This is a genomic window from Litoribaculum gwangyangense (assembly GCF_039543505.1).
Lineage (GTDB): Bacteria > Bacteroidota > Bacteroidia > Flavobacteriales > Flavobacteriaceae > Litoribaculum > Litoribaculum gwangyangense.
The window spans coordinates 581,964-595,622 of the sequence record NZ_BAABJW010000002.1; the positions used below are offsets into that span (position 1 = coordinate 581,964).

The window sequence follows — 13,659 nt, forward strand, 5'->3', positions numbered from 1 at the left end:
ATCAATTAAAAATTTTAGTAATACTATCTTGTTTTAAAGGTAGGTCGTTAAAATAGCTCCATTCTATCCAAGACCCATCATAATTTTTCACATTCTGGTAACCTAATATTTGGGTTAATACAAATGTGGTATGTGCGGAACGCACTCCACTGTGGCAATAAGCAATGATTGTGTCATCTTTTGATGCGAATTTTTTATAAATTTCATTTAGTTGGCCTTTTGGTTTTAATTTCATGTCGCCATAATAATCTATAGCTCTAGACCAATCAATGTTTTTACTATTTGGGATATGGCCACCTCTAAAAGCACCCTTTTTTTGGCGTTTCCCCGAAAACTCGTCTTCTGTCCTAGTATCAAAAATTTTGACGTTATTTCCCATAGCACTCAACAAGTTTTCTTTTGAAATATAATATTTCATGGATGCGTTTTCTGGCAGTTTAAAAGTCGTTTTAATCAATGTTGGCAATTCTTTAGTCAAAACTCCTCCTCTTTTCTTCCAAGCATTTATGCCTCCATGGAAAAGTTTGGTATTTGTAAAATCATAATTCTGCAATATCCACCATAATCTTGAGGAATCACATAATCCGTTATCATCATAAATGATAATGGTATTGTCATTACTAATTCCCAAACCACCAAATAAGGTTTCTATTTGAGATTTACTTGCCATCATGCCTCCATAGGGATAAGAATCATCTTCAACTTGATATCGCCAAATATTTATAGCTCCCGGTAAATGACCTTCACTATATAATTCTGGGGTTCGGAAGTCGATTAATTTTATATTTGGATTATTAATTACCAAAGACAATTCTTCAGTCTCAATTAAATATTGATTAGTAACTATTGAAGCTAAATCATCTTCAACCACTATGGGACTTTGGTTAGAAACTTTTTTACAACCAAAAAATAATAATATTATCACTATAATATCAATCCTCAAGTTCATACCAATCAATGTTTATTAAATTAGCACGCCTACCAACTTCTTCAATAGGATAATTTGTAACCAAATAATTGACTATAATGTCTTGGTTTTTTCCAAGATCCCAAAGGTTTTGTGTTTCTTGCATCCATCTAATGGTAGCATTCCAGCGCTCTTTACTCATTCTGTTTTGGGTCACCAATTTTGCGGAGTGGCAATTAGTACAATTGTTTACAACCGTCATTAAACCTTCAGCATCTATCAAACCTGTTCTAACGTGAATACCATTTTCAATTCTATCTTCATCTAGTTCTATTGTTTCTGTTGCAACGTAAGTATTTACTCCCGTTTTGTTAGCGAAAAACCCAGGATTAACTACATATAATACCAACAATGCACCAGCAATAATAAAAAGGCTGAATAGCAACATCAATTGATGATATATTTTTTTTATCCCTTTATGAAAATCCTCGTTTTGAGACATTTATTTAACTTTAATGGCTATTCTATGGCAAGCATTATTTAAATACCCTTTGGGGTTCCAACCTGGTAATAACATTGGCTGCGCAGTTCCTTGAGAATCTATTGCTTTAGCCCAAACTTCATAATAGCCTTTTTTTGGAAAATTTATGGTAGCCGAAAAATGTTGCCATGCCAATCTATTAGCTGGTGCTTCTAGGTTACAATTTTTCCAAGTTGCACCAAAATCAATGGAGTATTCCATTTTGGAAACTTCCAATTCTCCTGCCCAAGCATGACCACGAATGTTCAAGGATTTTCCTTCTTCAATAGTTGCTCCGGTTTTTGGGTAGGTAATTAATGATTTAACAGGCATAGATTCTATAATACACATATCCTCATCGCTAACCTTCTCTCCCGGGGCTACAGGCTCACAAGGAACACGATAAGAGCTCCCTATCATTTTTTCCCCATCATGCACTTTATTTCGAATACTAATCCTATTAACCCACTTTCCAGAAACCGATGCAGGCCAACCTCCTGCTACTAAACGCAATGGATGACCATGAACTAAGGGTATGTCTTTACCGTTCATTTTAAAAGCTAATAACGTTTCGTCTTGTAATGATTTTGATATGGGTGCACCTCTGGAAATAGGTTCTTTATTTGGATCTCTACTTAAATGAACATCAGCAGAATGGTATCCTATATAAACAGCATCATTTTTAATTCCAACATCTTCCAATAAGTCTTTCAAACGAATACCTGTCCAACTAGCGCAATGTACCGCTCCAACAGTCCATTGATTGCCCTTTGCAGGTGGACTAAATTCACTTCTACCATTACCCCCGCATTCAATAGTTAATTGATACGTATAATGTTTAAATTTTGATTTTAGTTCTTGAATAGTATATGTTCTTTGTTTTTTAACAGATTCACCATCAATTGTGAGTGTCCAATTTTTGTCATCAATACTTTCTGGAACAAGGCCATTATTTCTAATAAACATTGCTGAATTGGGAGTGATTTTGTCATCTAATAAATGTGCCTGGGCTTCTATATTCCAAGGCTTATCATTTAGAACTATCATTTCTTTATGCTTATCAAACATTTTAAAAGGATCTGGGTCTTGCAAGGCAAGCAATTGATAACCCTCCAATATGTTATTACCAAAAACAATCTCTGTGCCCACTATGGCAGCCAAACTACCTAATGTAGTTTTTTTAATAAAATTTCTTCTTTTCAAAATGCGAAAGATTTATTCCGTTAATAAAATAAAACTATACAATATATAATTTCTAATATTCAGTTTTTGTAACAATTGTTACAAAAACTGAATAACTTTTTCCCAAACTTTATATGACTAAACTTAGGTAACATAAGCGAGCATTATTTGAATAAATTTTATTAAATTAGTAATCAGCTGCTTAGGTAGTTTAAAGATCATTATATTAGATTTATTTATGGATTTTGTTAAATTAAAAAAATTACTATTTGCCTGTTCTATTTGTTTAGGTATCATTATCTCAATTGTATTAATAATTAAAAACTAATAATTATGAAAAAAAATATGGGCGGTACTGACCGCATAATTAGATTACTAATAGCAGTAGTCGTTGTTATTTTATATTGGCAAGGGTTTGTTGAAGGCACTATTGCTTATGTGCTTTTGGCGTTATCAGGCATATTTGTGCTTACAAGTTTAATAAGTTTTTGCCCGCTTTATACATTGGTAGGATTAAATACCTGTAAAATCAAAGAATAATTCTTCTTAACAAAAAAGCATAGCCATTCTAACATCTTAGAATGGCTATGCTTTTTTGTGATAGAAACCTTTGTTCTGTAACATATGTTACAACATTTTTTAATAAGGTTTCATACTTTTAACTAGTTAATCTAGAATACAAATACTAAACTATATATTATGAGTAAGCATTATCAAATATTAATTATAGGAGGTGGAACTGCGGGGATTATGGTAGCTGCACAGCTTCTTAATAAAAAGAGGCATTTTGCCATTGGTATCATAGAACCTGCCGACACCCATTATTACCAACCAGCATGGACATTGGTTGGTGCAGGAACTTATGATTATGATAAAACGGCTCGACCTATGGGAGATATTATTCCCAAAGGAGCTGATTGGATTAAAGATTTTGCTACAGGTTTCAAGCCAGAAAAAAACTTAGTATCAACCAAATCTAGTGGAGATATAACTTATGATTATTTAGTTGTGGCACCTGGATTAACTTATGATTATTCATTAGTTCCAGGTTTGGGAGAAGCCATTGATAAAGGCGTCGTTTGTAGTAATTATACGGACCCCATACACACATGGAAAGTCCTAAAAAACTTCAAAGGCGGAACCGCTTTATTTACACAACCTACAACTCCTATAAAATGCGGTGGTGCTCCTCAAAAAATAATGTATTTAGCAGAACATTATTTCAGAAAAAGTGGTGTGAAAAGTAAAACAAATATTGTTTTCGCCACTAATGGAGGCGTTATTTTTGGTGTTAAGCCCGTAGCGGAAACACTGATGAACGTTATAGATAGAAAAGACATTAATTTGCGTTTTGGTCACCAATTAAAGAAAATAGATGCTGATAAACAAATAGCTTGGTATGCGCTGGGAGATAATCAATCAGAGTATAACCACAAAGACATTGAAGTTTCTAAAGAAGGAGATTTAGTAGGTATTCATTATGACATGCTGCACACAGCCCCACCATCTGTAGCACCAAAATTTATTCAAGATTCTCCATTAGTGAATGATGCTAAATGGTTGGATGTAGATCATCACACCATGCAGCACAACAAATTTGCTAACATTTTTGGTTTGGGTGATGTGGCCGCATTACCAACAGCAAAAACAGGAGCAGCTATTAGAAAACAAGTACCTGTTGTTGTTGATAACATCACTTTGCTCATAGACCATAATAAAATTGGTACAAAATCATACAATGGCTATTCATCTTGTCCTTTGGTTACAGATTATGGAAAAATGGTTTTAGCTGAGTTTGATTACCAAAGTAATTTTACACCAGACCCCCAATTAAAGAAAATGCTCATTTCAGATTCTTCAAAAGAACATTGGAGATTATGGATACTTAAAAAGTATATGTTGCCTTATTTATATTGGAATAAAATGATGAAAGGTAAAGATGTTTAAATTAAATCTTTTGGAATAAATAGCTAATTAAAAAGAAATTTTAGTTTAAAATTTCAAAAAAGGTGGTTAGATACCACCTTTTTGTTATACAAAAATTTAGCAAAAGTTTATTGGTAACCAAAGTAACTGAACTTCTTAACAATATTTTCGAAATTTATAAAATGAATTTTAAATTTAAGAAAATGAAAAAGTTAAAAGCTACACCCTATCTCATAATAGTTGTCATAATTATGTTCGCTATTGGCTGTAGTGACCATGACAAAGTCTATGATACCGATTCATTAGAAATTACTTTATCACAATCTGATAAGGAAGCATTATTATTCATGTTAGAAGAAGAAAAACTGGCAAGAGATACGTATTTGTTTTTAGATAATATTTGGTCCATTAATCCTTTTTCAAATATTAAGAATAGTGAACAAAACCATATGGATTCCATTGAAAGCCTGTTGGTTAAATATCAAATTAATTATGATGTCTTGCCTTTAGGTGAGTTCAAAAATCAAGATTTACAAAGTTTATATAATCAGTTTCAAATTGATGGAATATTAAGTATGACAAATGCACTTAAAATTGGTGCAACCATTGAAGATTTAGATATAGTTGATTTACAAAACTTTATAAATGCTACAAATAACCTATCTATAATCTCAGTTTTTCAAAGTCTGCAATGTGGTTCAAAAAATCATTTAAAAAGTTTTGTTTCATCTTTAGAAAACATTAATGACTCATACACTCCTCAATTTTTATCTAATGAGGAGTTTAAAATTATCATTGAAAGCAGCCAAGAAAAATGTAAAAAAAACTAAAAAACTATAATTTAAATCGTTTTTTTAGTAAGTAACATTTGTTACAACAAAACTCATAAAAAAACATTTATTTTGTAATTTAAAATTAAAGTGATGAATTGGATATATGAACCTTGGCCATGGTACGTTTCTGGCCCCATGATAGCTACCATCATGTTTTTACTTATTATGGTAGGTAAAAACTTTGGAATGTCGTCAAACTTAAGAACCATGTGCACCATTTGTGGCGCAGGTAAAAAAACAGATTTTTTTAAATTCGATTGGAAAACCCAAAAATGGAACTTAATAGTTGTTTTGGGAGCTATTATTGGAGGCTTTATAGGTGCGCATGTATTAACCAATAATTTTTCCGTTGATATAAATCCAGAAACGGTTTCAGACCTAAACAATTTAGGTTTCCAAAGTGCCGGCAAGGCCTATTTGCCTACCGAACTTTTTGACATCTCCTCTCTTTTAAATATCAAAAGCATTTTAGTGCTAGCTATGGGTGGTTTTTTGGTTGGATTTGGAGCTAGATATGCTGGTGGTTGTACTTCAGGACACGCCATTTCTGGGTTAAGTAATTTACAAGTGCCATCTCTAATAGCCGTTATTGGTTTTTTTGCTGGTGGTTTAGTTATGATTCATTTTATTTTTCCTTTAATATTTTAAATTATGGTACGAACAGTTGTTTATTTATTGATAGGTATAGTATTTGGGATTACCATGTTTAAATCCGAAGCCTCTTCATGGTTTCGAATTTATGAGATGTTCAAGTTTCAGTCATTCCATATGTATGGCATAATTGGATCCGCTTTAATGGTAGGAATCATTTTCGTACAATTAATAAAACGGAAAAAACTGAAATCTTTTTATAAGGAAGAAATTATTTTTACCCCTAAAGATAGAGGCATTGCTCGTTATTTAATAGGCGGCATAATTTTTGGTTTGGGTTGGGCGTTGGCTGGAGCTTGTCCGGGACCTATGTTTACCCTTTTAGGAGCTGGCTTCTTACCTATTTTGATTGTAATAATATTTGCCATAATAGGTACTTATATTTATGGATTGCTAAAAGATAAACTTCCCCATTAGATAAATTAAAAATACAGACGGAATTTTAAAAGAAAATTTAAGTTCAGTCTGTATTTTTACGTGTATTGGTACTCTAAAACTACCCTAACTAGTTAGCCATTTCAGCTTTCGCTTTTCTATCTGCAAACTTTTCAATTAAATCGGGTACTTTTTCAAAAGCTGCGGCGAGTCCATGTGCTTTTCCAGCATCAATAAAAGAAATTTCATCGCCTTTTGTAACTAGAAAACCTATAGGTTCAATACCAACCCCAGCTCCAGCTCCAGCGCCTTGACCTTTTATGGCTTTTGTTTTAGTTTCGGTACCTTCGCCTCCACCTGAACCAAATCCAATTCCTAATTTAATAACGGGAACACATTGAAATTGACCTAATTCAAATGGTTCTCCAACCACAGTTTCTGTTTTAGCTTCAGACTTTATAAAGTCTGTTACTTTTCCTAGTAATTCTTCAAAATGTAAATCCATAATGTAATAATTTAAAAATTAATAAATGCTTTTATAATGTTGATGGGCCTATTTTTGATGAGTAAAACCAGCTCATTTTGCCCCAGAAAATTGACATGAAAATTTCCGAATTTATAATTTAGTAAAGAAAATATTGGATATAGCTTAGCGTTTAAAATATAATTTCCCGTATCCATATTTACATAAACCTGTTTCACTTTAAAGGTTCTTAATACTCTGAAAATCTTCATTAGTTTAGGCTTTTTTTTAAATTCTGTCTGATATTTTTTCTTGAATTTTTCTTGAATTTTTCTAACACCCCTTTTTCTCCTTTTCAACGGATATATATAAAATTTCATTAATAAAATGTTTAATCGTATTCTAAAAACCTGTGCATCATCAGTTTCTAAATCGGCTTTAAACAAACCTTGCAACATGATGTAATATTGGTTTGATGTGGTGTCCAAACACAATATAATTGGTACAAATAGTAAAGAGCCCAATAACAATAAAATCATTGTAATTACTACAAAAAAAGCCATGATTAAATTTTGATTTAAATTAAGTACTACCTGAACATAAATCAATGATATTGATCAACTTAAACCTATTTATCTGATATATATCATTGTTGATATCTCTATAATAAAATACATTTGGTTTATTAAGTAAACAACCATGAAAGTCCTTATTTACAGTACAAAACCATTTGAAATCCCATATTTGGAGGCTGCTAACAAAGGGAAGCATAAACTAACTTTTATTGACGAAGCGCTAACATCAGAAACTGCTATGAAAGCTATTGGGTATCAAGCCATATCCATATTTTCTTCTGATAATGCTTCTAATATTGTTTTAGAAAAACTTAAGGATTTTGGTGTGAAATACATGGCTCTCAGATCGGTAGGTCATGATAATGTAAACTTATTTACCGCTAAAGAACTGGACATAAAGGTTGCTAACGTACCGGCCTATTCGCCCCATGCCATTGCAGAACATGCCGTCACTATTTTAATGGCATTGAATAGAAAATTGGTACTTTCAAATGATCGTATTAAAAAATTTAATTTCGATTTAAACCATTTAATAGGTTTTGATATCAACAAAAAAACAGTTGGCATTTTAGGAACTGGTAAAATAGGTTCGGTAATGACCAAGATTATGCATGGTTTTGGATGTAAACTATTGGGTTTTGATATTAACCCCAATAAATTATTATCTGTTCAATATCAATTACAATATACTTCGCTTGAAGCATTGTGTAAAGAATCGGATATTATTTCTATTCATTTGCCTTTAAATACCGATACCCATCATTTAATTGATAAAACTTTAATTGATTTGATGAAACCAAATTGTATTATAGTCAACACTGCAAGAGGAGCTATTATAAACACCAATGACACTATTGAAGCTTTAATGGAAAAACGTATTGCTGGATTAGCAATGGATGTTTATGAACATGAAAGAGGCGTATTTTTCAAAGATTGCTCCCTAGATATTCCAAAAGACGATTCACTCATAAAACTTAATGCATTGCCCAATGTTTTAATCACCGGACACCAAGCATTTTTAACAAAAGAGGCGTTAACAAATATAGCCGAAACTACTATTTATAACTTAAGTTGTTGGCATGACAATACGCCTACTGAAAATGAGGTTTATTTTAACTTGCCGAAAACCAAAGCTTAAGATTATTCAATTCTATTACTTGTTATATCCGTAAATGTCCTCTAAAACTTGGGGTTCACCATTTTTACCTAAAACATTTAAATCGTATCTAATTCGTATTTTGGTATTTATAGGGGCATAATAGTAAATAACCCAAGCATCGGCCTCTTTGGTACCTATACACCCATTTGAATAAGCTTTACCAAGTGTTATAGGGTTTGTGGTAGGGTGTATTAATTGCCCATGTCGTAATCCATTTATTTCAGTTTCCAAAAAAGGAATTAAAGGCAGTTTGGTAGTTTTTTTATCATCCCTTTTTGTTACAAAATACTCATGGTTATTAACAGGATTTACATATCGGGGGTTTTTATTATGTTTTATAATGATTCCATTACCTGTTTTTGTCCTTAAATCTTCAATCCTACCTGACATCTCCAAATATTTTTTTTCATACCTTCCAACGCGAATAGGAAACTCATAAAGCTTCAATGAATCTTCATAAACACGAAGCTTAAATTCTGGAATATTCACATCTATATAAGTATTCTTAAATGAATTTATAAGCTTTAAAGCCTCCAAAGAATCAGGAATTGTTAAAAATGAGCCTTGGGGTAATACTATCATTTTTCTTTGATTATAGACAAATGAATCCAATGCTATCATTCTGTAATAATCGGTGTTTTGAAGCGTATCTATAATCCAATAATTGCTTCTAACTAAAAGGTGCTCAGTTAATTTATAGGGAGTAATGAAATCGTATTTATTTACAATGGAATCTAAAAATTGAAAATAATTTTCAACAATAATATTTTTGTTTATCGCAACTTTTAATGGTAGTGATTTACTAAATAAAGTTTTGTTGCCCCATGTGTTTGAATAAGTATCATAGTCATCATTTTTTGGGCAACAAAACTTGAAAGTAATCAATAAAAGTATGAATGTTAATAAAGCTAATTTTGATAATAGTTTAATGGGTTTCATTTTTAAATTATTTGTACCTATTATCTGAATTCCTTTATATAAAAATGCTATTCCTTTTTTAAGTTGATACTTGATAAAATAGAGGTGATTATTAAGCCAATACCCAAACCTAAAAGCATGGCGCCTACAAACATTAAAGCGGATTGCTGCAAGAAAAAGAACCCAGCTCCTAAACCTGAAAGAATACCGCCTCCTATAGCCCAATTACTCTTATCGTCTTTACCGTTCATCATTTTATTTTTTAATATTAGTTTTTTAAAACATCACTTAAAACAGTGTCTTTGTCTAGTTTTTTGGTGCAGAAAAACCAATCTTCACAATCCAATCCATCGGTATTGGTCATACGTTCTTCAGCAACACTACAAGAGCCTGCAGGCGAAACAATAACATCATCACCAGGATACCAATCGGCAGGCGTCGCTATTGAAAATTTATCAGCGGTTTGCATAGCAATTAAGGCTCGGTAAATTTCATCAAAGTTTCTACCCAAACTGAGTGGGTAATAAATTAAAGCTCTTATAAAACCCTTAGGATCAATAAAAAAGACTGCCCTAACAGCTTTTGTCTTGCTTTCTCCTGGTTGAATCATACCATATTTTTTGGCAACTTCCATCGAAATATCTTCAATTAAAGGGAATTTAACTTCAATGTTTTTCATGCCCCTAAATTCTATCTTTTCTTTAATGGTTCTTAACCATGCTATATGGCTATACAACCCATCAATTGATAAACCTATTAAATTACAATTTGCATTTTTGAACTTGTTTTCTAAATGCGCAAATGTTATAAATTCTGATGTGCACACTGGAGTGAAATCTGCTGGATGACTGAACAAAATAACCCATTCACCTTGATAATCATGAGGAAAATTAACTTCACCTTGTGTGGTTACTGCTTTAAATTCGGGTGCTTTATCACCAATTCTTGGTAATGACACCATTTTTTCTTGTTCTTGTATAATTTCCATTACTTTTTATTTTATAATTTATCCAAAAGCACATTTTTAATCTCATTGCGATTACATAAATTGTTTGTTTTCAGAACCTATTATGGGGTAACCTATTATAGAAAGTATATGTTTTGCCTTATCTAAATCATGATGTGTATCATAATCGAAAGAAACAGTTTCTTCATTTAGATCAACATCCACTCCCGTAAGATGCTTTGTAGATGAAAGTCTGTTTATAATAGTAGCTTTACCACCACCGCATTTTAAATTTTGAATGTGCAATTTGGCCCTCATTTTTTTGCTTTTTAAAAATACCTAGTGTCTTATAAATTTGAAATGATAATGATCATTCTTATAAAATTTTTAGCAAATTATTTTAACCAGAAGCATCGATTAAAACAACTAAAATTTTATAGGGTTTTGTTCAAATAATAATTAATAATATCAGCAGTTGAAACAATGCCTACCAATTTATCATTTTCAAGAATGGGAACTGCATGATAATACTGGGTAGATAAAACTTTCGCAACATCTTCAACACTGGCATCGGTGGTTAAGTAGAATGGTTTTCGAGTCATTATATCCTTAACCTTCAATTTTTTATAAACTTCATGATCGTCATTAATTCCTGCACCAACAATATTGTACATAAAATCTATTAAGCTAACCATACCTACCAACTGTTCCTCATCTAAAACTGGAATATGATGGTGCCATCTCTTTTTCTCATATATATGCTTGACATCTAATAGATTTTGTTCGGGTGAAACAGAAACCACATCTTTAGTCATTACTGGTATTATTGAATTACTTTTCATCAGTTCCACTATTATTTATTTTACTTTTTATTGATTAAAATTAAAATATAAATACCTGTTTTAAAATGATTTAAATCATGTTAAATCATCTAATTTGTTAATATATTTAGTATTAGTTTAAGGCAAGTTAAAAAGTAATGACACTGGACTATTAGAAGTATTTCCACCTTAGGCAATACTTAAAAAGTAAATTACATGTGACCATTATAAAATAATACCTATATACACATGAAAACAAAAACTATATTAGAGTTGCTCACATTAAGTTCAAGTATTTATGTTTTGGCAAGAGACCATCATTTTATAGAAAAAATAAATGAGTTTTCAGAAAAAAGTAAAGAAAATATTAATAAAGCAATGTCTGAAACGCAATTAGATGAGAATGGTAACGAATTAGAGTTTATGGACAAAATTATATTAAAAACCCATGAACTTAAAGAAGAATTAAATGAAAAAATAGAGGAGTTGGTTACGAAATTTTACAAAAAAATAAATGTGGCCCACTTAGACGAAATTAAGGCTTTAAATGAAAAAATTGAAAAGCTTGAAAACGCCGTAGCTCTATTAGAAGCCAGACTTAACAAATTAGAAGCTTAATAAAATGGGGCTCATTATTGATATTGTAAAACGATTTAAATCTATCTCTAGATACAATCAAATACTTAAAGTATTGATGAAGTATGGTTTTGATGATTTGGTGCAATATTTAGAGGAAAACAAAAACTATACATTCATTCAAAAGTTAATTCCAAACTCCACAAAAAAACGAGTTTCACAGTACAGCAAATGGGCAAAAATGCGATTGGTATGTGAAGAGTTAGGTCCAACCTTTGTGAAATTCGGTCAAATTTTAAGCAACCGACCAGATTTGGTACCTCTCGAACTCACTTTCGAATTAGAAAAACTTCAAGATAATGTACCACCCATGTCGGAGGTTGAAGCGAAGAAAGTTGTTGAAACTGAACTAAAAAACAACGTGGAAACCCTGTTTGCATGGTTCGAACCAACACCTTTTGCTTCCGCATCTATGGCACAAGTGCATAAAGTGACCTTACATTCTGGTAAGCGTGTTGCACTTAAAATACAACGTGCTGGCATTTATGATGTAATCATCGAAGACATTAAGGTGATGTATAGAATTGCACATGTTTTGGAAAAAAGAATTCCCTCTCTAAAAAGCTTTGATCCAGTAGGTTTGGTTAAAAATTTTGAAGCATCCATATTAAAAGAACTCGATTTCATTCATGAATCCATTAACGTGCAACGGTTCTTCAACAATTTGAAAAAAGATCAATCCTTAGAACAATTTGCACATTCGCCCAGAGTATATCAGGAATTTACAACCTCAAAAGTATTGGCCTTAGAGTTTGTTTCTGGTATTAAAATTGATAGAATTGAAGAGCTAAAAACCAAACAAATAGACACCAAAGTTATTGCCAGGAGATTAGCAATAAGTTATTTTAAACAAATTTTTGAATATGGTTTTTTTCATGCTGATCCACACCCGGGTAACTTATTGGTTTTACCAAATAACCATATTTGCTATTTAGATTTTGGTATGATGGGAAGCATGCTTCCTAGAGACATTTCCATATTCGGGAAATTATTCATTGCTATTACCAATAAAGATGTAAAAAAAATAATAAGAGCTTTACAACAACTTTCAAACAACGCACCCATTTTAAATCGAAGAGATTTAGAGTTTGATATTAATGAATTTGTTGAGAAATATTATGTTCGTGATGTTCATGAAAATGAAATGAGTACCATTTTATTGGAACTTAAAGATATTATCGTTGCCCATGGTTTAAAAGTACCTACTTATTTTTTCCTTTTTGCCAGGTCGTTAGTAACTATTGAGGGTGTTATTGAAAAATTAGACCCAAAATTAGAGCAATTTGAAATTGTAAAGCCTTATTTAAAAAGTAGTGCTACCAGAAAATACAATCCTTTAAAAATGGGTAAAAAAATAGTAAATTCATTAGTTGAACTTACAGATTATTTGGAAGAGTTCCCAATGGATTTAAAAAATGCCATACGCAAAATTAACTCAGGTCAAATAAAGGTAGATTTAACGCATAAAGGTATAGACCCGATGGTGCATACACTTCAAAGAATTACGAAACAATTGATTACAGCTTTTATTATGGTTGCTCTTATTGTTGGGGCATCTTTATTTATAATTTTTGAAATACAACCACTTTGGAAAGGTGTTTCTTTGTTAGGTGTCTCTAGTTTTTCATTAGCGTTATTACTGGGCTTTGGCATGATATCCAACATAAAAAAAGGGGACTACGATTATTGATTTTTTATTATTTTAAAAGATATAAAAAAAGCACAATGAACTTGTGCTTTTTAACAT

General features: G+C 31.6%; 18 protein-coding genes. 8 read left to right on the forward strand and 10 right to left on the reverse strand.

Annotated elements, in window-relative coordinates; all coding sequences use genetic code 11:
- Position 1: 1 nt before the first annotated feature.
- The 3 genes from ABD963_RS08075 to ABD963_RS08085 are packed head-to-tail and all read right to left on the reverse strand — an operon-like array spanning position 2 to position 2,630.
- Positions 2 to 949, reverse strand: coding sequence for a sulfurtransferase (locus tag ABD963_RS08075; RefSeq protein WP_345276442.1), 948 nt, complete (start codon positions 947 to 949; stop codon positions 2 to 4).
- Positions 933 to 1,409 carry a monoheme cytochrome C gene (locus tag ABD963_RS08080; protein ID WP_345276443.1) on the reverse strand — a complete coding sequence of 159 codons (477 nt, stop codon included), beginning with the start codon at positions 1,407 to 1,409 and terminating at the stop codon, positions 933 to 935. Before ABD963_RS08080 ends, ABD963_RS08075 begins: the two co-directional genes overlap by 17 nt.
- Positions 1,410 to 2,630, reverse strand: coding sequence for a sulfite oxidase (locus ABD963_RS08085; protein WP_345276444.1), 1,221 nt, complete (start codon positions 2,628 to 2,630; stop codon positions 1,410 to 1,412).
- Positions 2,631 to 2,942: 312 nt separating this feature from the next.
- On the opposite strand from ABD963_RS08085, the gene ABD963_RS08090 reads away from it, so the two are divergent.
- The 5 genes from ABD963_RS08090 to ABD963_RS08110 all read left to right on the forward strand — a co-directional run bounded on the left by ABD963_RS08090 (position 2,943) and on the right by ABD963_RS08110 (position 6,436).
- A complete protein-coding gene (locus ABD963_RS08090) occupies positions 2,943 to 3,149 on the forward strand; it encodes a YgaP family membrane protein (RefSeq protein ID WP_345276445.1) in 207 nt (68 codons plus the stop codon).
- Between the two features lie 159 nt (positions 3,150 to 3,308).
- Entirely contained in the window at positions 3,309 to 4,556 is a 1,248-nt protein-coding gene (locus ABD963_RS08095; RefSeq protein WP_345276446.1) for an NAD(P)/FAD-dependent oxidoreductase, read from the forward strand.
- A gap of 182 nt (positions 4,557 to 4,738) precedes the next feature.
- The gene (locus ABD963_RS08100) at positions 4,739 to 5,365 is read left to right on the forward strand and encodes a DUF2202 domain-containing protein (protein WP_345276447.1); all 627 of its coding nucleotides are present in this window, start codon (positions 4,739 to 4,741) and stop codon (positions 5,363 to 5,365) included.
- 93 nt (positions 5,366 to 5,458) lie between these two features.
- A complete protein-coding gene (locus ABD963_RS08105) occupies positions 5,459 to 6,016 on the forward strand; it encodes a YeeE/YedE family protein (RefSeq protein WP_345276448.1) in 558 nt (185 codons plus the stop codon).
- A 3-nt stretch (positions 6,017 to 6,019) separates the two neighbouring features.
- Positions 6,020 to 6,436 (forward strand): DUF6691 family protein, encoded by a 417-nt coding sequence (locus ABD963_RS08110; protein ID WP_345276449.1) that lies wholly within the window; start codon positions 6,020 to 6,022, stop codon positions 6,434 to 6,436.
- Between the two features lie 88 nt (positions 6,437 to 6,524).
- On the opposite strand, the gene ABD963_RS08115 is transcribed toward ABD963_RS08110, so the two are convergent.
- On the reverse strand, positions 6,525 to 6,899 hold the full coding sequence (locus ABD963_RS08115) for a GerW family sporulation protein (protein ID WP_345276450.1): 375 nt from the start codon (positions 6,897 to 6,899) through the stop codon (positions 6,525 to 6,527).
- An 11-nt stretch (positions 6,900 to 6,910) separates the two neighbouring features.
- Complete coding sequence (locus tag ABD963_RS08120; RefSeq protein ID WP_345276451.1) at positions 6,911 to 7,420, reverse strand: hypothetical protein; 510 nt, start codon at positions 7,418 to 7,420, stop codon at positions 6,911 to 6,913.
- Between the two features lie 136 nt (positions 7,421 to 7,556).
- Here ABD963_RS08120 and ABD963_RS08125 point away from each other — a divergent pair, with 136 nt between their 5' ends.
- Entirely contained in the window at positions 7,557 to 8,570 is a 1,014-nt protein-coding gene (locus tag ABD963_RS08125) for a 2-hydroxyacid dehydrogenase (RefSeq protein ID WP_345276452.1), read from the forward strand.
- A gap of 15 nt (positions 8,571 to 8,585) precedes the next feature.
- Here the strand turns inward: ABD963_RS08125 and ABD963_RS08130 are convergent, their stop codons facing one another.
- The 5 genes from ABD963_RS08130 to ABD963_RS08150 all read right to left on the reverse strand — a co-directional run bounded on the left by ABD963_RS08130 (position 8,586) and on the right by ABD963_RS08150 (position 11,297).
- Positions 8,586 to 9,530 carry a L,D-transpeptidase gene (locus ABD963_RS08130; RefSeq protein ID WP_345276453.1) on the reverse strand — a complete coding sequence of 315 codons (945 nt, stop codon included), beginning with the start codon at positions 9,528 to 9,530 and terminating at the stop codon, positions 8,586 to 8,588.
- Positions 9,531 to 9,577: 47 nt separating this feature from the next.
- Positions 9,578 to 9,763, reverse strand: a complete 186-nt coding sequence (locus ABD963_RS08135) for a hypothetical protein (RefSeq protein WP_345276454.1) — start codon at positions 9,761 to 9,763, stop codon at positions 9,578 to 9,580.
- A 14-nt stretch (positions 9,764 to 9,777) separates the two neighbouring features.
- Positions 9,778 to 10,497, reverse strand: coding sequence for a peroxiredoxin (locus tag ABD963_RS08140; protein WP_345276455.1), 720 nt, complete (start codon positions 10,495 to 10,497; stop codon positions 9,778 to 9,780).
- Between the two features lie 51 nt (positions 10,498 to 10,548).
- Positions 10,549 to 10,773: a heavy-metal-associated domain-containing protein gene (locus ABD963_RS08145; RefSeq protein ID WP_345276456.1), complete on the reverse strand. Its 225-nt coding sequence runs from the start codon at positions 10,771 to 10,773 to the stop codon at positions 10,549 to 10,551.
- Between the two features lie 116 nt (positions 10,774 to 10,889).
- On the reverse strand, positions 10,890 to 11,297 hold the full coding sequence (locus ABD963_RS08150; protein ID WP_345276457.1) for a CBS domain-containing protein: 408 nt from the start codon (positions 11,295 to 11,297) through the stop codon (positions 10,890 to 10,892).
- 228 nt (positions 11,298 to 11,525) lie between these two features.
- Here ABD963_RS08150 and ABD963_RS08155 point away from each other — a divergent pair, with 228 nt between their 5' ends.
- Positions 11,526 to 11,894 carry a hypothetical protein gene (locus tag ABD963_RS08155; RefSeq protein WP_345276458.1) on the forward strand — a complete coding sequence of 123 codons (369 nt, stop codon included), beginning with the start codon at positions 11,526 to 11,528 and terminating at the stop codon, positions 11,892 to 11,894.
- 4 nt (positions 11,895 to 11,898) lie between these two features.
- Entirely contained in the window at positions 11,899 to 13,602 is a 1,704-nt protein-coding gene (locus ABD963_RS08160; protein WP_345276459.1) for an ABC1 kinase family protein, read from the forward strand.
- Positions 13,603 to 13,659 lie beyond the last annotated feature (57 nt).